This is a genomic window from Streptomyces sp. NPDC051913 (assembly GCF_044593635.1).
Lineage (GTDB): Bacteria > Actinomycetota > Actinomycetes > Streptomycetales > Streptomycetaceae > Streptomyces.
The window spans coordinates 73,734-94,593 of sequence record NZ_JBIUCI010000029.1; the positions used below are offsets into that span (position 1 = coordinate 73,734).

Annotated in this window: 21 protein-coding genes and 1 riboswitch; of the genes, 5 read left to right on the forward strand and 16 right to left on the reverse strand. The window is 69.5% G+C overall.

Going from position 1 to position 20,860, the window contains the following annotated elements; genetic code table 11:
* Positions 1–58: 58 nt before the first annotated feature.
* Positions 59–1,609, forward strand: a complete 1,551-nt coding sequence (locus ACIHIX_RS45335; protein WP_399966529.1) for a multicopper oxidase family protein — start codon at positions 59–61, stop codon at positions 1,607–1,609.
* Between the two features lie 146 nt (positions 1,610–1,755).
* Here the strand turns inward: ACIHIX_RS45335 and ACIHIX_RS45340 are convergent, their stop codons facing one another.
* Genes ACIHIX_RS45340 through ACIHIX_RS45350 form a run of 3 tightly spaced genes read right to left on the reverse strand, consistent with a single transcriptional unit; the run spans position 1,756 to position 3,457 of the window.
* The gene (locus ACIHIX_RS45340) at positions 1,756–2,919 is read right to left on the reverse strand and encodes a cysteine desulfurase family protein (protein WP_399966530.1); all 1,164 of its coding nucleotides are present in this window, start codon (positions 2,917–2,919) and stop codon (positions 1,756–1,758) included.
* Between the two features lie 52 nt (positions 2,920–2,971).
* Positions 2,972–3,256: a DUF4190 domain-containing protein gene (locus ACIHIX_RS45345; protein WP_399966531.1), complete on the reverse strand. Its 285-nt coding sequence runs from the start codon at positions 3,254–3,256 to the stop codon at positions 2,972–2,974.
* A 36-nt stretch (positions 3,257–3,292) separates the two neighbouring features.
* The gene (locus ACIHIX_RS45350; protein ID WP_399966532.1) at positions 3,293–3,457 is read right to left on the reverse strand and encodes a hypothetical protein; all 165 of its coding nucleotides are present in this window, start codon (positions 3,455–3,457) and stop codon (positions 3,293–3,295) included.
* A 146-nt stretch (positions 3,458–3,603) separates the two neighbouring features.
* Here ACIHIX_RS45350 and ACIHIX_RS45355 point away from each other — a divergent pair, with 146 nt between their 5' ends.
* Complete coding sequence (locus ACIHIX_RS45355; RefSeq protein ID WP_399966533.1) at positions 3,604–4,230, forward strand: TetR family transcriptional regulator; 627 nt, start codon at positions 3,604–3,606, stop codon at positions 4,228–4,230.
* Between the two features lie 76 nt (positions 4,231–4,306).
* Here ACIHIX_RS45355 and ACIHIX_RS45360 read toward each other — a convergent pair whose 3' ends face one another.
* From ACIHIX_RS45360 to ACIHIX_RS45370, 3 genes are all read right to left on the reverse strand, one after another.
* Complete coding sequence (locus ACIHIX_RS45360) at positions 4,307–4,693, reverse strand: hypothetical protein (protein WP_399966534.1); 387 nt, start codon at positions 4,691–4,693, stop codon at positions 4,307–4,309.
* Positions 4,694–4,900: 207 nt separating this feature from the next.
* On the reverse strand, positions 4,901–5,299 hold the full coding sequence (locus ACIHIX_RS45365; RefSeq protein WP_399966535.1) for a hypothetical protein: 399 nt from the start codon (positions 5,297–5,299) through the stop codon (positions 4,901–4,903).
* Positions 5,300–5,317: 18 nt separating this feature from the next.
* Complete coding sequence (locus tag ACIHIX_RS45370; RefSeq protein WP_399966536.1) at positions 5,318–6,172, reverse strand: thioesterase family protein; 855 nt, start codon at positions 6,170–6,172, stop codon at positions 5,318–5,320.
* Between the two features lie 154 nt (positions 6,173–6,326).
* On the opposite strand from ACIHIX_RS45370, the gene ACIHIX_RS45375 reads away from it, so the two are divergent.
* Positions 6,327–7,550: an alpha/beta hydrolase gene (locus ACIHIX_RS45375; RefSeq protein WP_399966537.1), complete on the forward strand. Its 1,224-nt coding sequence runs from the start codon at positions 6,327–6,329 to the stop codon at positions 7,548–7,550.
* Here ACIHIX_RS45375 and ACIHIX_RS45380 read toward each other — a convergent pair.
* The 10 genes from ACIHIX_RS45380 to ACIHIX_RS45425 all read right to left on the reverse strand — a co-directional run bounded on the left by ACIHIX_RS45380 (position 7,459) and on the right by ACIHIX_RS45425 (position 18,679).
* On the reverse strand, positions 7,459–8,115 hold the full coding sequence (locus tag ACIHIX_RS45380; RefSeq protein ID WP_399966538.1) for a trimeric intracellular cation channel family protein: 657 nt from the start codon (positions 8,113–8,115) through the stop codon (positions 7,459–7,461). The genes ACIHIX_RS45375 and ACIHIX_RS45380 overlap by 92 nt on opposite strands.
* A 46-nt stretch (positions 8,116–8,161) precedes the next feature.
* Positions 8,162–9,553 carry a M1 family metallopeptidase gene (locus tag ACIHIX_RS45385; protein WP_399966539.1) on the reverse strand — a complete coding sequence of 464 codons (1,392 nt, stop codon included), beginning with the start codon at positions 9,551–9,553 and terminating at the stop codon, positions 8,162–8,164.
* Positions 9,554–9,650: 97 nt separating this feature from the next.
* Positions 9,651–10,871, reverse strand: coding sequence for an ABC transporter ATP-binding protein (locus ACIHIX_RS45390; RefSeq protein ID WP_399966540.1), 1,221 nt, complete (start codon positions 10,869–10,871; stop codon positions 9,651–9,653).
* 11 nt (positions 10,872–10,882) lie between these two features.
* Positions 10,883–11,980: an ABC transporter ATP-binding protein gene (locus ACIHIX_RS45395; protein WP_399966541.1), complete on the reverse strand. Its 1,098-nt coding sequence runs from the start codon at positions 11,978–11,980 to the stop codon at positions 10,883–10,885.
* Positions 11,977–12,975: an ABC transporter permease gene (locus ACIHIX_RS45400; RefSeq protein ID WP_399966542.1), complete on the reverse strand. Its 999-nt coding sequence runs from the start codon at positions 12,973–12,975 to the stop codon at positions 11,977–11,979. Before ACIHIX_RS45400 ends, ACIHIX_RS45395 begins: the two co-directional genes overlap by 4 nt.
* 110 nt (positions 12,976–13,085) lie before the next feature.
* Positions 13,086–14,888 carry an ABC transporter substrate-binding protein gene (locus tag ACIHIX_RS45405; protein WP_399966543.1) on the reverse strand — a complete coding sequence of 601 codons (1,803 nt, stop codon included), beginning with the start codon at positions 14,886–14,888 and terminating at the stop codon, positions 13,086–13,088.
* Between the two features lie 69 nt (positions 14,889–14,957).
* Positions 14,958–15,965: an ABC transporter permease gene (locus tag ACIHIX_RS45410; RefSeq protein WP_399966544.1), complete on the reverse strand. Its 1,008-nt coding sequence runs from the start codon at positions 15,963–15,965 to the stop codon at positions 14,958–14,960.
* Between the two features lie 313 nt (positions 15,966–16,278).
* Positions 16,279–17,073: an enhanced serine sensitivity protein SseB C-terminal domain-containing protein gene (locus tag ACIHIX_RS45415; protein ID WP_399966545.1), complete on the reverse strand. Its 795-nt coding sequence runs from the start codon at positions 17,071–17,073 to the stop codon at positions 16,279–16,281.
* A 96-nt stretch (positions 17,074–17,169) separates the two neighbouring features.
* On the reverse strand, positions 17,170–17,949 hold the full coding sequence (locus tag ACIHIX_RS45420) for an enhanced serine sensitivity protein SseB (protein WP_399966546.1): 780 nt from the start codon (positions 17,947–17,949) through the stop codon (positions 17,170–17,172).
* 67 nt (positions 17,950–18,016) lie between these two features.
* On the reverse strand, positions 18,017–18,679 hold the full coding sequence (locus ACIHIX_RS45425) for an AAA family ATPase (protein WP_399966547.1): 663 nt from the start codon (positions 18,677–18,679) through the stop codon (positions 18,017–18,019).
* A 202-nt stretch (positions 18,680–18,881) separates the two neighbouring features.
* A riboswitch (glycine riboswitch) is annotated at positions 18,882–18,976 on the forward strand.
* Between the two features lie 144 nt (positions 18,977–19,120).
* Between ACIHIX_RS45425 and gcvT the strand changes: the two genes are divergently transcribed.
* Entirely contained in the window at positions 19,121–20,236 is a 1,116-nt protein-coding gene (gene gcvT, locus ACIHIX_RS45430) for a glycine cleavage system aminomethyltransferase GcvT (RefSeq protein ID WP_399966548.1), read from the forward strand.
* A gap of 118 nt (positions 20,237–20,354) precedes the next feature.
* Positions 20,355–20,732: a glycine cleavage system protein GcvH gene (gene gcvH, locus ACIHIX_RS45435; RefSeq protein WP_399966549.1), complete on the forward strand. Its 378-nt coding sequence runs from the start codon at positions 20,355–20,357 to the stop codon at positions 20,730–20,732.
* Positions 20,733–20,860 lie beyond the last annotated feature (128 nt).

Genomic DNA, 20,860 nt, shown 5'->3' on the forward strand with positions numbered 1-20,860 from the left:
GCTCGCACCCAACTTCACCTCAGTCGTCGCACAGGCCTCAGGCCAAGGCTCCACAGCCATGACACACACCACAGAGCCCGAGAAGGGCGCGCACGCAAGAGACGGCCAGGAAGCCAAGGGCGGTCACACCAAGGAGCCCCGCGGGCGGAAGAAGGGGCTGCACCGGCGGAAGTTCCTCGGCGGGGTGGCCGGGGCCGCCGGGCTGGCTGCGGTCGGCGCGGCCGGAGGCGTCTTCTCCCTGCTGACCGAGGGCACCCGCAGCAAGGCGGCTGCGGCCGACGGGACCCTGACCGTCCCGGATCTGCTGGAAGGCACCACGTCCGACGGCACCACCACCTTCACGCTGGCCACACAGAGCGGTACGACCGAGGTGCTCAGCGGGGTCAGCAGCAGCACGTACGGCTACAACCAGGCCTTCCTCGCCCCGACCATGAAGTGGACCAAGGGCGACACCGTCCTGCTGAACATCACCAACAACCTGGACGAGGAGACCACCGTCCACTTCCACGGCGCACACGTCCCGCCCAGCATGGACGGCGGCCCGCAGAACGCCTTCTCCGCGGGAGCGACCTGGGAGCCCACCTTCACGGTCCTGGACGAGGCCAAGACCCTCTGGTACCACCCGCACGCCCTGGGCACCACGGCCAAGCAGGCCGTGCACGGCCTGGCCGGGATGATCATCGTCGAGGACGACTCGGACGCCTCCGCCGCGCTGCCGAGCGAGTACGGCGTGGACGACATCCCGCTGATCTTCCAGTGCCTGGCGGTCGACAGCGCCGGGGACATCAAGTACGACCAGACCGGCTACCTCAGCAGCGGCCTCAGTTTCCCGGTCCTGGTGAACGGCACCAACGTCGACGACACCACGCTCGGCTTCACCGCCACCAAGACCCGCACCCGCTTCCGCGCGCTCAACGCCTCACCGTCGGACATCATCACCCTCCAGCGCAGCGACGGCGGCACGCTCACCCAGATCGCCACCGAGCAGGGCTATCTGACGGAGGCGGCCGAGGTGACGACGATCCGGCTGGTGGCGGGGTCCCGCGCCGAGTTCGTCATGGACGTCACCGAGGACGTCACCCTCCAGGTCGTCATCACCACGGGCTGGATACGCGGCGGTTCCGGCACCTTCGACTTCCTCACCGTCAGCGCCGGCGGCACCGACACGCCGGACGACCTGCCGAGCACCCTCAACACCATCGAGCGGTACGACACCAGCGACTTCACGGCCCGCACCATCACGCTCAGCAACACGGGCGCGACGATGAAGATCAACGGTTCGGCCGGTCTCACCATGTCCAGCATGGCCATGATCAGCACCACGCTGGGCGCCAAGGAGATCTGGACCGTCACCAACGCCAGTCAGCTGGAGCACTCGTTCCATCTGCACGACGTTCCGTACCAGTTGGTGTCGATCAACGGGGAGGCCCCCACCGGGGTCGACCTCGGCTGGCGGGACACCTATGAGGTCGTCGGTGGCGGGACCATCGTGATCGCGATGGAGTTCACCGACTTCGCCGACGACACGTACATGTACATGCTCCACTGTCATCTGCTCCAGCACGAGGACGAGGGCATGATGGCGTCCCTGATGGTCACGGAGAGCTGACTGGCCCCCGCGGCCTCATGAGCGGGCTGCCGCCGGCAGTGGAAGTGCCGGCGGCAGCCACCGGCTCATTGTCGACACCTGGCCGCATTCTCGGCAAGGAATCGGCGAAATCACGCTTACTGTCGACACTGAGCGAGGGGGCCGCGCTATGTCAGCCCCGCCGCCCGCGCCCGTTCCACCGCCGGGCCGATGGCCCTGGCCACCGCCTCCACGTCCGCCTCGGTGGAGGTGTGGCCGAAGGAGAAGCGGAGGGTGCCGCGGGCCAGGTCGGGGTCGGTGCCGGTGGCCAGGAGGACATGGCTGGGCTGGGCGACGCCGGCGGTGCAGGCGGAGCCGGTGGAGCACTCGATGCCCTGGGCGTCGAGCAGCAGCAGCAGGGAGTCGCCCTCACAGCCCGGGAACGTGAAGTGGGCGTTGGCCGGGAGCCGGTCCACCGGGTCACCGCCGAGGATCGCGTCCGGGACCGCCGTACGGACCGCCTCGACGAGCGCGTCACGCAGGGCGCCGATCTCGCGGGCGAACCACTCGCGCTGCTCGGCGGCGAGCCGGCCGGCGACGGCGAAGGAGGCGATGGCGGGCACGTCGAGGGTGCCGGAGCGGACGTGACGCTCCTGGCCGCCGCCGTGCAGAACGGGTACGGGCGTGTACTCACGGCCCAGCAGCAGGGCGCCGATGCCGTAGGGGCCGCCGACCTTGTGGCCGGAGACGGTCATCGCGGCCAGCCCCGAGGCGGCGAAGTCGACGGGGATCTGGCCGTAGGCCTGGACCGCGTCGGCGTGCAGCGGGACGCCGAACTCGGCGCAGACGTCCGCCAGTTCACGGACCGGCAGGATCGTGCCGATCTCGTTGTTGGCCCACATGACGGTGGCGAGGGCCACGTCGTCAGGGTCGCGGGCGATGGCCTCGCGCAGGGCGTCGGGGTGGACGCGGCCGTACGCGTCGACCGGGAGGTACTCGACGGTGGAGCCCTCGTGTTCGCCGAGCCAGTGGACGGCGTCGAGGACGGCGTGGTGCTCCACGGGGCTGGCGAGCACCCGGGTGCGGGCCGGGTCGGCGTCACGGCGGGACCAGTACAGGCCCTTCACGGCGAGGTTGTCGGCCTCGGTGCCGCCGGAGGTGAAGACGACCTCGCTGGGGCGGGCGCCGAGGGATTCGGCGAGCGCCTCGCGGGACTCCTCGACGGTGCGCCTCGCACGGCGGCCGGCCGCGTGGAGGGCGGAGGCATTGCCGGTGACGGCCAGCTGTGCGGCGAGCGCCTCGACTGCCTCGGGAAGCATCGGGGTGGTCGCGGCGTGGTCGAGGTAAGCCATGGTGACCCGATTCTACGGGCCCGGTCGCGGGGCTCGGTTTTCAGGCCCGCCCCTAGAAGCTCCAGGACACCGTGCTGTCCATCTGCATGGCGGCGACCAGGACGAGCAGGTCGGCGACGCCGAGACCCAGGCCGAGGAAGGCGCGGCCGCGACGGGCGGTGCCGCGCCACAGGGCGACGCTCGCCAGGGCGATGGCGACGGGGCCGAGGAAGACGTTGAGGACGAGGAGGCCCACGAGGCCGAGGATGAAGGCGGCCACGGCCATGCCGTCGGCGTCGCGGGCGGCCGGGCGGGTGGCGGTGGTGGTGCTGTCGGTGCGCGATACGGTGAGCTGCATGGTGATCGGTCCCCCAGGGACGGGTGAGTCTGCGGATCAGTGAGTCGAGCTGTGACGGCGGGCGTGGCGCTCGCGGAGCGCGAAGATGCCGAGCCAGCCGACGATCACGGCGGCGGCGACGGCGGTGAAGGTCAACGGCGCGTGGGCCACGGTGCCCAGGACGGCACCGAAGAGCAGGAGTGCGGCGACGAGGAACAGCATGGGATGCAAACCCCCTCCGAGACGCCTCTCGTGGGCATCTCTCGTTACGTTTCGGTGAACAGTTGTAGTAACAGTTGTTCACTGACTCTAGAGTCTAGCGCGCGTGACGGCTTCTCAATTCCAGAGAACAGTTGTTTACTGATGACATGAGTCACACCCTCGGCATCCGGCAGGCCCAGAAGCAGAAGACCCGGCAGGCGCTCCTCGACGCCGCGTTGGGGCTGCTGGAGGAGCAGAGTCTGAGCAGCCTGGGCCTGCGCGAGGTCACCCGCGCGGTCGGCGTCGCCCCGACCGCCTTCTACCGGCACTTCCGCTCCACCGCGGATCTCGGCACGGCACTGGTCGAGGAGGCGCTGGGCAGCCTGCACCCGATGATCCGGACGACGGTGTCCACGGCGGACGACAGCGAACAACGCATAGAGCGCGCCGTCGAGCTGATCGCCCGTCACGTGGACGCGTACCCCGCTCATGTCCGTTTCATCGCGCGGGAACGACATGGCGGGGTCCAGCCGGTGCGGAACGCCATCCGGGAGCAACTGGCCAGGTTCGGCCAGGAGGTGAAGGACGAGCTGGCCAAGGATCCGGAGTCGGCGGGCTGGAGCGAGGACGACCTCCTCATGCTCGCCAACCTGTACGTCGACCAGATGCTGATCACGGCCTCGCTGTTCCTGGAGGCGCTGGAGGGCCCTGCCGAGGAGCGGGAGCGGGTCGCGCAGGTCGCCACCCGTCAGATGCGCCTCATCAGCATCGGCCGGGAGCACTGGCGCAGCTGAGCCGGAGATCCTCGACGCCGAGGGGCGGCACCCCCGTTCACCGGGAGTGCCGCCCCTCGTCGCACGACGCGTCGGGTCAGCTCTTCGTGGCCGACTCCGACGGCTGGCTCGGCGCACCGCTGGGCGCCGCGCCGCCACCTCCGGGGCCGCCGCAGCCGCCGCCCTGGCCGCCGCCGGGGCCTCCCTGACCGCCGCCCGGCCCACCGCTGGGCATCCCCGATGGCGCCCCCGAGGGCGCGCCGGACGGCTGGGCGGTGCCGTTGGCCGTGGGGGCACCGGACGGGGCGCCTGACGGCATGCCCGAGGGGTTGCCGCTGGGCGCGCCGGACGGGGCCTGACAGGACTGCTGTCCGGAGTTGCCGCTGTTCGAGGAGGACGACGAGTCGCCCGAGCCACAGGCCACCAGGGCGAGGGGCGAGAGCGCCAGCAGGGCCACTGCGGGGACGAGACGCACACGCTTCATGAGAAACAACTCCAAGAAAGATGAGGGAGTCTTGAGGCGGGCACTCAATCAACGCGGCTTAGGGCTTCCTTGGGCCCGCGCTGTCGCCGGCCTGTGCGTAGGGCAAAGCGGATCCCAAGTCACGCCTCTGACCTGGGATTCCTTTCCGGATCCCGACCTACTCGCTGGTACAGGTCCGTGACAGAAGCGGCTGCCCGGGCCAGTTCCTCACGCATCTCCGGGAGGGTGAGAGGACCGGTGAGAGAACCTCCACGCGGTCGGAGAACGCGAGGAGTTGACGGCCGGCCGCCGCCGCACGGCGTCCGTCGGCACGGTCGCCGAGCGCACCCGGTCCGCGACCAGGTGGGTCTCCTGTCCTCCGCCGTGCCGGTCGCGCAGCCGCAGTCGGCGGTCAAAGAACACCGCGTCCTGCAACACGCCCAGGTCGGCGGCGGGGCGGTGCGGGGCCGGGAGGGTCGCCATCACCTCGCGCAGCGCGGAGCCGAGGGCGGCGTCAAGGCCGAGAGCGGCATGGGCGCCCTGCGCGGCCAGGACGAACAGGGCACGGGACTCGTCGGCGGTCAGTCCGGTGACGTCGGTGCAGGAGCCGGTCGGACTGCACGGCACCAGGATGTCTCCCGCCCCTCAGGCCAGCTTGGCCCGCGCCAACTGCCGTGACTGGGCGACCAGTCGGCCGGCGCTGTCCCAGACCTCGGCGTCCTCCTCCAGGAAGCCGCCGGCGAGGTTGCGGGTGGTGATGGAGACGCGCAGCGGGCCCGGGGCCGGGCGGCAGCGGACGTGGACGGTGAGTTCGACCGTCGGGACCCAGCCCTTGATGCCGATCTCGAAGGCGGTCGGCGGCAGCGCGTCCACCGCGAGGAGCAGCGAGAGCGGGTCGGCGTCGCGGCCGTCGGCCAGGCCGAACCAGGAGCGCATCTCGCCCTTGCCGGACGGGGCGCCGAGGGCCCAGCCCAGGGTCGAGGGGTCCAGCTTGAGCATCAGGCGCTCGGTGATGGCCGAACTGCCCTCGACGGGGGCGGGACCGTCCTCGGGGCCGAAGCACTGGTCCATGGGCGGGAACACCGGGGGTTTCGCCGCCGTACGGACGTCGTCCGGGAGGGAGTCCAGGTCGCCGTAGGAGGCGAGGACGCGGATGCGCTCGACCTCGGCGCCCTGCTCGTCGTACTGGAAGAGCGAGGCCTGGCCGGTGGAGAGGGTGCGGCCGGTGCGGACCACGTCCGTGCGGATCACCGCGGGGCCCGGCTGGGACGCGGTGAGGTAGTGCGCGGAGATCGTGAACGGATCGGGGTGCGGCAGGGCGTCCGCGAGGGCGCGGCCGAGGACGGCCAGCAGATAGCCGCCGTTGACGGCGCTGATGATCGTCCAGCCGGCGGAGAGGTCGATGTCGTAGACACCGGGCTCGCGACGGGTGACCGCGGTGTCCCGGTCGAACTCGCTGTCGCCGATCCTGGCGCGCGTGGCGGAGGCTGCTTCTGGCATGTCTGAACGGTACAACAACTGATTACTAAGCGGTAGCTTTTGGCCGGGCCGGGCCAGGGACGTGCCGACCAGGAGGGTGAGAACCGGGCAATTTCCTGGTAAGTGTCCGTAGTCGTCCCTCAACCCGGAGCCCCGCCGCCCCCTCTCTAGGGACATGAGCCTCACCGGGACCGCGTTCCTCTACACGCTGATCGTGCTGTCCGTCGTCGCCGTCCTGCTCCCGCTCGCGCTGTGGTCGCGACTGCGCGGGCCGAAGCCACTGCGCGCCCTGGGCCGGCTGCTGATGGTGCTGTTCGCTCAGGGCACCGCGGTCGCGCTCGTCTTCGTGCTGGTCAACAACGAGAACAACCTGTACGACAACTGGGCCGACCTCATCGGCACCGGCGACCATGTCCAGCAGGCCGCGAACCTGGGCGCCGACGGCACCGGCGGTATCGCGCTGAAACGATTGCCCAGGGTCCAGCAGCGCTTCACCACCGCCTCGGGGCCCGGTCTGGGCGGCGTCCGGGTCACCCAGCTCAAGGGCCGGGTGTCGGGCGTGAACGCCGAGGTCTACGTCTGGCTGCCCCCGCAGTACCACCAGGCCGCCTACCGGCACCACAAGTTCCCCGTGGTGGAGCTGCTGTCGGGCTACCCGGGCTCGGCCAAGGCCTGGTTCGGTTCGCTGCACGCGGTGAACCAGCTGCGACCCCTGATGCGCGACGGCCGGGTGGCGCCGTTCATCCTGGTCGCCCCGCGCATGAACCTGCTGGCCGGGGTCGACACCGGGTGCGCCAACATCACGGGCACGGTGAACGCCGACAGCTGGCTCAGTGTCGACGTGCCGAAGATGGTCACGGACAACTTCCGCGCCCAGGCCGGCCCCGCCGGCTGGGCCGCCGCCGGGTACTCCGCGGGCGGGCACTGCGCGACCAAGCTCGCCGTCGCCCACCCCGACCGCTACCGGGCCGCGATCAGCATGTCCGGCTACAACGACCCCATCGGCGAACGCACCTCGCTGGCCGCCGAGACACCCGCCCTGCGCCGCGCCAACAACCCCTACGTCCTGCTGCGCGACGCCCGCACCCCGCCCGCGGTCGCGCTCTACCAGTCCGGCCAGCCGGGCGACGGCTACGAGGCGGCCGCCGGCCTCGAACAGATCGCGAAAGCACCGACGACCGTGCACGTCGTCTACGTCCCGAGGAGCGCGGGCGGCCACAACATGGCGCTGTGGCGGCCCCAGGTGGTCCCGGCGTTCCGCTGGCTGACCGAGGAGATGGGACTGCTGCACGGCCGGGCCGGCGGGACTACTCCTCGCTCACGGTCGAGCGCCGGTTCCAGGCCCGCGGTGCTCGCCAGTGGTACCGCATCGCCAGCAGCCGCAGCACGAAGGCCGTGACGACCGCGAGGGAGCTGGTGAACGGGTTCAGGACGTCGTAACGGATGCAGAGCACGACCATGGCGGCACCGACGATCGCCGGGACCGCGTACAGGTCGCGGTCCCAGCGCAGCAGCGACGGCACCTCGTTGGCGAGCACGTCCCGCAGCACACCCCCGCCGACCGCGGTGGCGAGACCGAGGGTGGCGGACTGGGTGAGGCCGAGCCCGTAGTCGTACGCTTTCGTCGTCCCGGTCACGCAGAACAGGCCGAGGCCCGCCGCGTCGAAGACGTTCACCCCGAGCTGGATGCGCTCCACCTGCGGATGCAGGAAGAAGACCAGGAGCGCGGCGAACAGCGGGGTGATGAAGTACCCCAGGTCCGTGAAGGCGGCGGGCGGTACGGCACCGATGATCAGGTCCCGGAACAGCCCGCCGCCCAGCGCGGTGACCTCGGCGAGGACGGCGATGCCGAAGACGTCGAAGTTCTTGCGCACGGCCAGCAGCGCGCCCGAGATGGCGAAGACGAAGATGCCGATCACGTCGAGCGTGTGCTGGACGGAGGGACTGAACAGTTGCTCAAGCACCCCACATTCTTACCTGAACGTGGGGGTCACCCTTGCAATGCAAGGCTCAGAGGGCCGGTTTCCCTGTTGTGAACAGCCAGGTCTGGAACAGGTCGTCCAGCTGCTGCCCCGAGACCTTCTCCGCGAGCCGGATGAAGTCCGCCGTGTTCGCGTTGCCGTAGCGGTGGATCTTCGTCCAGGCCGGCAGCAGCTTGAAGAAGGCCGCGTCGCCGATGCGCTCGCGCAGTACCTGGAGCGTCATCGCGCCGCGCTGGTAGACCGCGGAGGCGAACATGGTGTCACGCTGCGGGTCGCCGACGGTGACCTGCCAGAAGGGGGCGTCGGCCGGGCGGGCGTTGTACCCGGCCAGGAACGAGTCATGGGCGCTGCGGGTGCCCTGGTGCTCGGCCCACAGCCACTGCGCGTACGTGGCGAAGCCCTCGTTGAGCCAGATGTCCTTCCAGCGCTCCACCGACACCGAGTCGCCGAACCACTGGTGGGCCAGCTCGTGCACGATCGTCGTCTCGCTGCGCACGGCCGAGTAGACCGGTTTCGACTGCACCTCCAGCGAGAACCCCGCCTCGGGCATGTCGTCGACGATCGCGCCGGTCTCCTCGAAGGGGTACGGCCCGAAGACCTCGGACCAGTAGTCGGTGGCGGCGGCCGTGACCGCGTACACGTCGACGTTGTTGCTGTTGGCGAGGACGGGGTCGATCGCGACATAGATCGGGGTGCCGGCGGGGGTGGTGCCGGTCCGGACGTCGAACCTGCCGATCGTCGCGGTCGCGAGATAGGTGGCCATCGGCTTGCTCTCGCGCCAGTGGGTGTACGTCGAGTCGCCCTTGTCGTACGTCGACACGAGTCGGCCGTTGGAGACACCGGTCAGGCCCTTGGGCGCCTTGATCCGGATGTCGTACGTCGCCTTGTCGTCGGGGTGGTCGCTGGACGGGAACCAGGTGGAGGCGGCGTTGGGTTCACAGGCGACGAAGACACCGTCGGCGGTCTTCATCCACCCGTAGTCGGAGCCGAACACGATCGGCCCGCCGAGCGGTTCGGGTACGCCGCCGTAGGTCACCCGGACCGTGAAGTCACGGCCCTTGGGGAGCGCGCCTCGCGGGGTGACGCGCAGTTCGTCGCCGTCGCGGGTGAACTGGGCGCGTCTGCCGTTCACTTCGACTCCGGTGACTTCGAGCTGCTGGAGGTCCAGGTCGAAGGAGGAGAGGTTCTGGGTGGCGCGGGCGGTGAGGGTCGTACGGCCGTCGAGGCGGTCGGTGTCCGGGTTGTACGCCACGTCGAGGTCGTAGTGGCGGGCGTCGAAGCCGCCGTTGCCGAGGAGGGGGAAGTAGGTGTCGCCGAGGCCGGGGGCTCCGGGTGACGGGGCCGGGGCGGCTGCGATGACGCAGAAAGAGGCCACCGCCGTGGCGATGGCCCCTAATTGTGCCGAACGGGAGAGTCTCATGTGTCGTCCCTTTCGAGCGTGTGCCGATAAGTCGGACACGGACGAGAATGGACTCTCCCGGACGGGCATGTGCATGACTTTGCCAACTTGTCATGCGTTACTTGTCGGTTGACTCCTGACCGTCGGATTCCGGTTCGGGGGTGGAATCCGGGGCGGACGACTCGACCTCCGCCGCCACCGCCGCCGACGTCTCCGCGCTCTCCGCCAGGACCTCGTCCGCCACCAGCTCCGCCGCTTCCTTGGCGACCGTCAGCAGGACCGTGTCCTGGGGAGCCTGGTCCTCGAAGTTCTCCGGGTGGTGGCATGCCACCTGCTGGCCCGGCTTCAGTTCCACCAGCTTCGGCTCGGTCGTCGTGCAGATCTGCGTCGCCTTCCAGCACCGGGTGTGGAAGCGGCAGCCGCTCGGCGGGGAGATCGGCGAGGGCACGTCGCCCTTGAGCAGGATGCGCTCGGACTTGGCGTTCTTGCGCCGCGGGTCCGGGATCGGCACCGCCGACATGAGCGCCTTGGTGTAGGGGTGCATCGGCGCCTTGTACAGCGACTCGCGGTCCGCCAGCTCGACGATCTTGCCGAGGTACATCACCGCGATCCGGTCCGAGACGTGCCGGACGACCGAGAGGTCGTGCGCGATGATCACGTACGTCAGGCCGAGCTCCTGCTGAAGGTCGTCGAGCAGGTTCACGACCTGGGCCTGGATGGACACGTCGAGCGCGGAGACCGGCTCGTCGGCCACGACCAGCTTCGGGTTCAGGGCCAGTGCGCGGGCGATGCCGATGCGCTGACGCTGACCGCCGGAGAACTCGTGCGGATAGCGGTTGTAGTGCTCGGGGTTGAGGCCCACGACCGAAAGCAGCCGCTGGACCTCCGCCTTGATGCCGCCCTCGGGGGTCACGCCCTGGAGCTTGAAGGGGGCGCCGACGATCGTGCCGATGGTGTGGCGCGGGTTCAGCGACGAGTACGGGTCCTGGAAGATCATCTGCACGTCACGGCGGAGCGGACGCATGCCGCCGACACCGAGGTGCGTGATGTCCTGGCCCTCGAACTCGACCTTGCCGGCCGTCGGTTCGAGCAGCCGGGTGATCAGCCGGCCCATCGTCGACTTGCCGCAGCCGGACTCGCCCACGACACCGAGGGTCTCGCCGGACTTGACCTCGAAGTCGATGCCGTCGACCGCGCGGACCGCGCCGACCTGCCGCTGGAGCAGGCCCTTCTTGATCGGGAAGTGCTTCTGGAGCCCGGTCACCTTCAGCAGGGTCTCGCCGGGGGCGGCGTCGGCCTTGGTGACCAGCGTGCCGTCGCTCTGCGCAGGGATGCTCACTTTGTCCTCGCTCACAGCTTCGGCGCAATCTCTTCGGTCCAGATCCGCTCCCGCTGCTCCTGCGTCATGTGGCAGGCGGCCCAGTGCTGGCTGCCGACCTCGGCGAGCTCCGGGCGGACCGTGCGGGTGACGTTGTCCTTCGGGATGTCCGCGTACGGGCAGCGCGGGTTGAAGGCGCAGCCGGACGGGATGTTGATCAGCGAGGGCGGGGAGCCCTTCACCGGGATCAGGCGCTCCTGCTGGTCACGGTCGAGGCGCGGCATCGAACCGAGCAGACCCCAGGTGTAGGGGTGGCGGGGCTCGTAGAACACCTTCTCGGCCGGACCGCGCTCGACGCAGCGCCCGCCGTACATCACCAGGATGTCGTCGGCGAGCTCGGCGACGACGCCCAGGTCGTGGGTGATGATGATGACCGCGGAGCCGAACTCCTTCTGCAGATCCCGGATCAGGTCGAGGATCTGCGCCTGGACGGTCACGTCCAGGGCGGTCGTCGGCTCGTCCGCGATGAGCAGTTCGGGGTTGTTGACCAGCGACATCGCGATCATCGCGCGCTGACGCATACCGCCGGAGAACTCGTGCGGGTAGTTGTCCACCCGCTTGTCCGGCTGCGGGATGCCGACGCGGTCGAGCATCTCCACCGCACGGCGCTTGGCGGTCTTCTTGTCCACCTTGTGGTGGATACGGTACGCCTCCACGATCTGCTGGCCGATCGTGTAGTACGGGTGCAGCGCCGACAGCGGGTCCTGGAAGATCATCGCCATCTCGCGGCCACGCAGCTTGCGCACATGGTCCGGGTCGGCGGTGAGCAGTTCGGTGCCGTCCAGCCAGATCTCGCCGGAGATCTGCGCCTTGCGCTTGCCGTACTGACCGGCGGTGTGCAGGCCCATGATGCCGAGCGAGGTCACCGACTTGCCGGAGCCGGACTCGCCCACGATGCCGAGGGTCTTGCCCTTCTCCAGCTTGAAGGAGAGCCCGTCGACGGACTTGACCAGACCGTCGTCGGTCGGGAAGTGCACCTTGAGGTCGCGCACTTCGAGGAAGGCGGTCGGCGCGGGCGAGGCGGGGGTGGGCTCGCCCACGGCCGCTCCGCTCTTGCTGAGTTCGGTCATGCGAGCCTCACTCGGGGGTCGATCACGGCGTAGAGGATGTCCACCGCGAGGTTGGCGATCAGCACCGCGAGAGAAGTGATCAGGGTGACGCCCAGAATGATGGGCAGGTCCTGGGTCTTGATGCCGTTGAGCACCGCTTGGCCGAGGCCCGGCAGGCTGAACGTGGTCTCGGTCAGGATCGCGCCGCCGATGAGGGCGCCGAGGTCCATGCCGAGCATGGTCAGGATGGGCGTGAGCGTCGACCGCATGGCGTGCTTGCGAATGACGACCTGCTCCTTGAGGCCCTTCGCACGCGCGGTGCGGATGTAGTCCTCGCCGAGGATCTCCAGCATGGTGGCGCGGGTGATCCGGGCGTACATCGCGGCGTAGAGGAACGCGAGGGTGGCCCAGGGCAGCAGCATGGAGGCGAAGTAGCCGCCGAAGCTGTCCGTCAGCGGGACGTACTCCGAGTCGACCCAGCCCAACCCGATATCGAAGATCGCGACGCTCAGCAGACCGGTGAAGTAGATCGGCAGGGAGACACCCGACAGCGCGACGAGCATCGCACCGCGGTCCCACAGGCTGCCCCGCTTGAGGGCGGAGAGCACACCGGCGGCGATACCGAAGATCAGCCACAGCACGGCGGCACCGAGCGCCAGACCCAGGGTCACCGGGAAGCGGTCCGTGATCACCGGCCAGATGGCCTGCTCGGTACGGAAGGAGTAGCCGAAGCACGGCGCGGCACAGTGCACGGAGTCGCCGCCGCCCACATAGGTGCGGCCGGCGAAGAGGCCCTTGAAGAACTCCCAGACCTGAGCGTAGATCGGGTCGCTCAGTCCGAGCTTCTCCCGCACGCCCTCGACGGCGGCGGGGTCGGCCTGCTTGCCCACGAAGCTCAAGGCGACGTCGACGCCCGCCCACTTGGGGACGAGGAAGAAGATGCCGAAGACCACCATGATGATGACCACGAGCATCACTGCGGCGGCGAACAGCCGCCTGATGAGGTAAGCGAGCACAGCTCTCGGCCCGCCGCGGGTCGCGGGCCACCGGAGATCATCCGGTGGCCCGCGCTCCCGCGTCGCCGGCCTTCACCTGCCTTTCGTGCCGTTCGGCGGGTGTGCCGGGATTACTTCGAGGACTTCAGACCGAGGTTGACGAAGTCGTACATGCCGCTGTAGGCGTCCGACGTGTACACGTTCGCGAGTCGGTCACCGCGCCAGTTGACGAACTTCTCGAAGACGAACGGCAGGTAGTAGCCGCCGTCCATCACCGCGTGGTTGATGTCCTTGGCGATCGACAGCTTGGCCGCGTCGTCCTGCGTCTTCACGTAGGTGTCGAACAGACCGTTGATCTTCTTGTCGTCGATCAGAGCGAAGTTGTTGTTACCGCTCTCCAGGATGTACTTGCCGTCCCACAGCGGCAGACCGAAGCCCTGGACCGAACCGAAGTCGGCGCCCCAGCCCATGATGATGATGCCGTAGCCCTTCTTCTTCACGTTCGAGGGGCTGCCGATGATGCCGGAGGTCTGCGAACCGTCGTACTGGTCGATGTCGGCGGTGATGCCGATCTTCTTCAGCGAGGCCTGGAGGGACTCCGCCGTGGCCACCTCGACCGGCTTGTTGTTACGGACGGCGATGGTGGTCTTGAAGCCGTTCGGCTGACCGCAGGCCTTCAGCTCTTCCTTGGCCTTGGCGACGTTGCCGTCCTTGTTGGCGCCGTTGAGCTCGTAGGGGTCGTACGACTGGCCCTCGGAACCGGGGACGGTCGGGGGCAGCATGTTCGTGCCGATGTCACCACCGGCGACCGGGCCACCGCGCGCGGTCTGCAGCGAGACGTGGTCGGCACCGTAGATCACGGCCTTGCGGCAGTGCTCGTTGTCGAACGGCTTCACGCTCTGCGGGAAGGTCGCGTAACGGATGTAGCCGGAGACCGGGTTGTCCAGGTTGGCCTTGTGCGACTGGAGGGCGGTGGTGCGGCCCTGCGGCGACAGACCGGTCTGGTTGATGTCCAGGTCGTAGTCACCGGCGAGCAGACGGGCGTCCAGGTCGTTGGCGTTCGAGAAGAACTTGACCGAGATCTTGTCCGGGTACGCCTTGCGGATCGGGTCCGAGGCCTGGCTCCACTTGTCGTTGCGGACCAGGACCAGGTCCTTGCCCGGGCTGTACGACTGGAACTTGTACGGGCCGGAGGAGAACGGCTTCAGGCCGTACTTGGACTTGGTGTCCATGTCCTGGCGGACCGGGGAGGCCGAGACCAGGGCGAGGATCTCCTCGAAGTCGGCGTTGGCCTCCGGGAGGTGGAAGACGATCGTCTTGTCGTCCGGAGTGTCGATCGCCTTCAGACCGAGCTTGTCGGCCGAGGTGTCCTTGTACGGACCCTTGTACTCGCCCTTGGGGTCGAGGACGTCCTTCAGGTAGACCGGGCCGCCGGACAGCACGTCCTGCGCCCAGACGCGCTCGATGCCGTACTTGACGTCCTTGGAGGTGATCTCCTTGCCGTCCTCCCACGTGATGCCGTCACGCAGGGTGTACGTGTAGGTCTTGCCGTCGTCGGTGACCTTGGCGAGACCGGTGGCGAGGTCCGGGGTGAGCGCCGCGCCCTTGGCCCCGGGCTCCGTGGCGCTCGTGACCAGCTGGCGGCTGTAGTAGCGCGCGAAGTTCCACATGAAGCCGTAGTAACCACGCGTGGTGTCCCACGAGTCGGCATCCTGGGCGCCGGCGAACTTCAGCTCGCCGCCCTTCTTGGCGAGCGAGGCCTGGGCGACCTTGTTGTTCGCGGCGTTGAAGCCGGCCGCGCCCGTCGAGGAGCCCTTGCCGTTGCCGCCGTCGTCATCGCCGCCGCCGCACGCCGCAGTCGTCAGCAGCGCGGCGACCGCGGCGGCAGCGGCGAATGCCTGCTTCCGCCGCCCTGAGGTGCGTTGGGTAGTCACGATCTCGGATCCTCCGGATTTGATGAGAGACCCCGTGTTGGTGCCACGGGACGCTTTGTGTACGGCAGTTCAGCGGGATCCCTTCGGGTCCAGCGCGTCCCGCACGCCGTCGCCGAAGAGATTGAAGGCAAGAACCGTGATGAAGATCGCTACACCCGGGACCACCATGTAGGTGGGGTCCGACTTGTAGTAGTCGATCGCGTTCGAGAGCATCTGCCCCCAGGAGGCCGTGGGCGGCTTGACGCCCACGCCCAGGAAGCTGAGCGCCGCCTCGGTGAGGATGTTGGTGGGGATCATCATCGTCGTGTACACGATGATCGGCGCGACGAGGTTGGGCAGCAGTTCCTTGAACAGGATGTAGAACCGCCCGGCGCCGAGCGAACGGGCCGCTTCGACGTATTCACGCTCGCGCAGCGAGAGCGTCTGGCCGCGCACCACGCGTCCGATGTAGGGCCAGCCGAAGAACCCGATGACCAGGATCATCACGAACAGGCGCACGCCCGTGCCGGACAGTCCGAGCATCTCGTTCGGCATGACGGAGACCAGGGCGATGATGAACAGCAGCTGCGGGAAGGCCAGCAGACCGTCCATGACCCGGCTGATGGCGGAGTCGATCCAACCGCCGAAGAAGCCGGCGAGGACGCCCAGGACGGTACCGATGATCACGGCGACGATCGCGGACAGGAAGCCGACGAGCAGCGAGATCCGGGCGCCGTAGACGATGCGGGCGAAGATGTCACGGCCGTTGACCGGCTCGACGCCCAGCCAGTGGTCGCCGCTCATGCCGCCGAAGGACCCCTTGGGGGTGCCGAACAGCGGGTCGATCAGGTCCTTGTCGTGGTACGTGTTCGGGTCCTGGCCGTAGAGGCTGGTGATCACGGGCGCGAGCAGTGCGACCGCGATGAGGAAGAGCACGACGACGCCGCCCGCGAGGGCGAGTTTGTCCCGCTTCAAACGCTCCCAGGCGATCCGGCCCAGGGAACGCCCCTGTACGGCCTTGGCGCCGGCGTTGACCGCCGCTTCTTCGGCCGCGCTCGGGGCCGCTTCCGCGGTCGGCTCGTGCAATGGTGCCGTCATCTGGCAGGGACCCCTCTCAACCGGCGGTAGCCGGCCCGCACTTGCCGCTGTAGCGGCGTGATCAGTCCGTCGTACACAGGGGCGAACCCACCCCTGGTGCGGGAGTCTTCAACGCTTTGGCGATCTGTTGCCAGACTTGGCGAGGAAAGGATGCATAAACGTGATGCGGGCTGCAGGGTTCCGTTATCCGGACAGCAGGTAACGGCCGCCGGACGCAGGCCAGTTGGGGCAATACGGGCCTCACGGGGCCTTCTGCCCTCATCTACGCGCGCAGACACACTCCCGTAACACGAGAGCCTGTGGCCGGTTCGGCTCAGTAGCCGCCGGGCGCCGGAGGGTAGCCGTACCCGGCCGCCGGCGCCTGCGCCGGAGCCGCGTGCGCCTCGCGGTCGTAGAAGGGACGGGCACCGGCCCGCATCCACATCGCGACCGGGTCGTACTCGTCGGACATGGCGACCGTCGACACCGGCAGCCCGTCCGGGACCGCGCCGATGGACTGCTGCATCATCGCGCGCACCGAGTCGACGGCGGGCGGGCTGGTGTCGTAGACGTCGAGCCCGATGGCGAGGTACGGCGCCCCGAGCGCCGGCTGCACCCAGGCGCGGCGCAGCGAGCGGACGGCCGGGGTGCGGTGGGCGTTCTGCGCGATCAGGGCGTAGAACTGCGGGATCTCGATGCCGGGTTCCGACAGCCGGAGGGGGCCCGCGGGCTGGCGCTCCAGGCCGGTCGCGATCCGGCGCAGGTCGAGCCAGGGGATGCCGACGCCGCCGCCGGGGGCGTGCGGGTTCAGCCAGAGACCGAACTGGTCCGGGTAGAGGGTGCGCGCCACGTCGACTCCGTCGACGACCTCGTACGAGCGGTTCCAGCCGCTCGCGCTCAGTTCCTGGGCGGAGGTGACGCAGGGCGCGTAGCCGTGGCCGTCGACCTCCATGTTTCCGTACTGGGCGTCCGGGGAGCCCGCCTGGCCGTGCCAGAGGAGCATCCAGATCTGGCCGGAGGAGGGGGTGGCGAGGGCGCGGAGGAGTGCCTCGTAGGCGTCGTAGCGCCCTGGCGTCACCTGGCGCAGCATGTGCTCGACCGTGCCGGTCGCTGTGCCGCTGGCACTCACCTTCTACCGCCCCTTCGGGAAAGTTTCGTAGTCGGAAACAGCTTAAGCGGTTCGGGCTCAAGGCTTGCGGTGGTCCGCGGGTGCGGTCGGCAATCCCTACGCCTGGTAGAAGGGGCGGACCCGCTCCCGCATCCAGTGCCCCACCGGGTCGTCCGCCACGTCCAGCAGGACCAGGTTGACCGGCCAGGCCACCGGGGCCTGGCCCAGTGCCCGGCCCAGGGCGTCCATCGGGAGGGTACGCAAGTCGCCCTCCCATGGGGAGAGTTCCACGCCCACGAACATCACGGGGTCTGCCGTCTCGATGGCGGCCAGGCAGCGGCGGGCCGTGCGGACGACTCCCGTCGCGGCGAACTCGGCGGAGGCGGCGGCGAGGAAGTCCACCGGGTCGTCCTGCCAGTCGGGCTCGTAGAGCTTGACGCGGCCGCCGCTGCCCGGGCCGTCCAGCGGGGTGCGGCCCGTCCGGCACAGGTCCGCCACGGCGGACGGCGGCAGGGGGACGCCGACCACGCCGTCCGGATTGAGGGCCAGGCCGAGCTGCGGCGGCAGGCCGCGCGCGAACTCCACCGCAGGGGCGACGGTGTACGACATGTGCGCCCCGGCGACCTGACGGAACTGTTCCTCCGAACTGAAGACCGGGACGTAGGCCTGGCCCTCGATCTGGAGGGTGGGCAGATCGAGGGGGCCGGTGTGGGCGCCGCCGCCGTTCGGCAGGGGGATCCAGACGAAGCTGCGGCCGAGGACCTCGATGATCCGGCCGCCGGCCCCGGGCACGCCCAGAGAGGCCGAGAGCACCTCCTCCAGCTCGTTGCCGGGCCATCCGCCGCCGTGCGGATGGGGGTGTGCCTGTGCCGGGAAGTCCTGTGCCGGGAAGTCCATCTGTCCGTCCGCCTGCCGAGTACCGCTGATGTGGCTGAAAGGCTAACGGGTGGCACGCCTTCGGGGGTCAGCCCGTGAAGCCGATCCGGCGCAGGGCGTCCGCCGCCTGCCGGTCCAGGAGGATCGCCGAGCCCACTCCCTGGGGCAGTTCGCCCTTCTCCACGGAACGGATCAGGCGGGCCGCCGCCGTGCGGTGGCGGAGGAAGGCGTAGCGCGAGACGCCCCGGCCGCGCTCGCGCTGGCCCTGGAGCGCGGTGTCCGGGGTGACGTCGAGCAGCAGCAGGTGCAGCGTGCCACCGCGGCGCCGGGCCGCGCGGGCCAGCCAGCCGCGCACCCAGGTCTGGGTGCCGCAGTCGTGCACCACGACCCCCTCACCGGAGCGCAGGGCCCGGCGCAGGCCGACGTAGTGGGCGAAGCGGACCAGGGGACGGTAGAGCGCGTACGGCAGAAGGCGGGGCGCGCGGGCGTCCCAGCGGTCGCGGGTGTCCTGGGAGTCGATCCGGGTGCCCTTGACGGCGCGTCGCATCAGGGTCGACTTGCCGCTGCCGGGCAGGCCGGTGATCACGACCAGGTCGGCCGGCGCGAAGAGCAGGGCGTGCGGGGTGTGGCCGGACCGGTCGCGCAGGTCACGCACGACCGGCCGCGGTGCGCATGCCTCCTGGGCCGGAGCGGTCGGCTGTGCGGGCAGCGCGACGGCCGAGGTGGTGGCGTACGCAGTGGGCCTGTTCACCGTGATCGTCCTCCTCCGGGGTCAGGGGGGTTCCCCTCCCCACCGAGCGTAAAGAGAAGGTAATGGGGTGTCTCTCTTGTTTTGGTGATCGTCCTGCCACAAGCCAGTCACAAAGGGGGCGGCGAGGGGCGCGGCCGGTGCGGCCCTGCCGCCCGTGCCCGATGCGTGCAATGATGTCCGCGCCAACTGCATACCGGCCGTTTGAATCCGCGCGGGAGAGTCCCCACCACTGGTTGGGGCGCCGAAGGAGCAAGTCCCTCCCTTGAATCTCTCAGGCCCCGTTACCGCGCGGGCGAGGCACATCTGAAAAGCGAGCCGCCCTCCGGTGGCTCCACCCAAGGTGCAAGTCATGTCCCCTGCGGTCATGGCGAACCTCTCAGGTTCCGATGACAGATGGGGAGGAACGACCTCGCCCGTCATGCCTTGGGAGACAACCGTCCGATGAGCAATGAACCCCGCCTGACCGCGCTCGACGCCCTGCATCGTGCGCTCGGCGCGACGATGACCGACTTCGCCGGCTGGGACATGCCCCTGCGCTACGGCTCCGAGCGCGACGAGCACATCGCCGTGCGGACGAGGGCCGGGCTCTTCGACCTCTCCCACATGGGCGAGATCACGGTGACCGGGCCTGCGGCCGCCCAGCTGCTGAACTTCGCGCTCGTCGGCAACATCGCCTCCGTCGGCGTCGGCCGCGCCCGCTACACCATGATCTGCCGTGCGGACGGCGGCATCCTCGACGACCTGATCGTCTACCGGCTCGAAGACACCGAGTACATGGTCGTCGCCAACGCCTCCAACGCCCAGGTCGTCCTCGACGCGCTCGTCGAGCGCTCCGCCGGCTTCGACGCCGAGGTGCGCGACGACCGGGACGCGTACGCGCTGCTCGCCGTCCAGGGCCCCGAGTCCCCCGGCATCCTCGCGTCCCTCACCGACGCCGACCTCGACGGGCTGAAGTACTACGCCGGCCTGCCCGGCACGGTCGCCGGCGTCCCGGCCCTGATCGCCCGCACCGGCTACACCGGCGAGGACGGCTTCGAGCTGTTCGTGAAGCCGGAGCACGCGGTCGAGCTGTGGCAGGCGCTGACCAAGGCGGGCGAGGGCGTCGGTCTGGTCCCCTGCGGCCTGTCCTGCCGGGACACCCTGCGCCTGGAGGCGGGCATGCCGCTGTACGGGCATGAGCTGAACACCTCGCTCACCCCCTTCGACGCCGGGCTCGGCCGGGTGGTGAAGTTCGAGAAGGAGGGCGACTTCGTGGGGCGCGAGGCGCTTCAGGAGGCCGCCGCCCGGTCCGCCGAGAACCCGCCCCGCGTCCTCGTCGGCCTGATCGCCGAGGGCCGCCGCGTCCCGCGCGCCGGGTACACCGTGGTCGCCGACGGACAGGTGATCGGCGAGGTCACCTCCGGCGCCCCCTCGCCCACCCTGGGCAAGCCGATCGCGATGGCGTACGTCGACGCCGCGCACGCCTCTCCCGGCACCTCCGGCGTCGGGGTGGACATCCGGGGCACCCACGAGCCGTACGAGGTCGTGGCTCTCCCCTTCTACAAGCGGCAGAAGTAGACACTGGACGCCAGGGCGCGCGTCCGCGCGTGACCCTGCGCACATTTCCGCTGCTCACGCACGTTCCCAGCAGTCCCGCATTCATCAGCACTCCCCCGCGTACAGGAGAATTCAGGCCATGAGCAACCCCCAGCAGCTGCGCTACAGCAAGGAGCACGAGTGGCTGTCGGGCGCCGAGGACGGCGTCTCGACGGTCGGCATCACGGAGCACGCGGCCAACGCGCTCGGCGATGTCGTCTTCGTGCAGCTCCCGGAGGTCGGTGACACGGTGGCCGCGGGCGAGACCTGCGGCGAGCTGGAGTCGACCAAGTCGGTCAGCGACCTGTACTCCCCCGTCTCCGGTGAGGTCACCGAGGTCAACGAGGACGTCGTCAACGACCCGTCGCTGGTGAACTCCGCCCCCTTCGAGGGCGGCTGGCTGTTCAAGGTACGCATCGCGGACGAGCCGGCCGACCTGCTCTCCGCCGACGAGTACACCGCCTTTTCCGCCGGCTGAGGAGTCGTAGACGTATGTCCGTCCTGAACACGTCCCTGCATGAGCTCGACCCGGAGGTCGCCGCCGCGGTCGACGCCGAGCTGAACCGCCAGCAGTCCACCCTGGAGATGATCGCGAGCGAGAACTTC

Bases quoted from the DNA above. Each gene is read 5' to 3' on its own strand.
- ACIHIX_RS45335 (WP_399966529.1), top strand. From the start codon at position 59: ATGACACACACCACAGAGCCCGAGAAGGGCGCGCACGCAAGAGACGGC.
- ACIHIX_RS45340 (WP_399966530.1), bottom strand. From the start codon at position 2,919: ATGGCTTACCTCGACCACGCCGCGACCACCCCGATGCTTCCCGAGGCA.
- ACIHIX_RS45345 (WP_399966531.1), bottom strand. From the start codon at position 3,256: ATGCAGCTCACCGTATCGCGCACCGACAGCACCACCACCGCCACCCGC.
- ACIHIX_RS45350 (WP_399966532.1), bottom strand. From the start codon at position 3,457: ATGCTGTTCCTCGTCGCCGCACTCCTGCTCTTCGGTGCCGTCCTGGGC.
- ACIHIX_RS45355 (WP_399966533.1), top strand. From the start codon at position 3,604: ATGAGTCACACCCTCGGCATCCGGCAGGCCCAGAAGCAGAAGACCCGG.
- ACIHIX_RS45360 (WP_399966534.1), bottom strand. From the start codon at position 4,693: ATGAAGCGTGTGCGTCTCGTCCCCGCAGTGGCCCTGCTGGCGCTCTCG.
- ACIHIX_RS45370 (WP_399966536.1), bottom strand. From the start codon at position 6,172: ATGCCAGAAGCAGCCTCCGCCACGCGCGCCAGGATCGGCGACAGCGAG.
- ACIHIX_RS45375 (WP_399966537.1), top strand. From the start codon at position 6,327: ATGAGCCTCACCGGGACCGCGTTCCTCTACACGCTGATCGTGCTGTCC.
- ACIHIX_RS45385 (WP_399966539.1), bottom strand. From the start codon at position 9,553: ATGAGACTCTCCCGTTCGGCACAATTAGGGGCCATCGCCACGGCGGTG.
- ACIHIX_RS45395 (WP_399966541.1), bottom strand. From the start codon at position 11,980: ATGACCGAACTCAGCAAGAGCGGAGCGGCCGTGGGCGAGCCCACCCCC.
- ACIHIX_RS45410 (WP_399966544.1), bottom strand. From the start codon at position 15,965: ATGACGGCACCATTGCACGAGCCGACCGCGGAAGCGGCCCCGAGCGCG.
- ACIHIX_RS45420 (WP_399966546.1), bottom strand. From the start codon at position 17,949: ATGGACTTCCCGGCACAGGACTTCCCGGCACAGGCACACCCCCATCCG.
- gcvT (WP_399966548.1), top strand. From the start codon at position 19,121: ATGAGCAATGAACCCCGCCTGACCGCGCTCGACGCCCTGCATCGTGCG.
- gcvH (WP_399966549.1), top strand. From the start codon at position 20,355: ATGAGCAACCCCCAGCAGCTGCGCTACAGCAAGGAGCACGAGTGGCTG.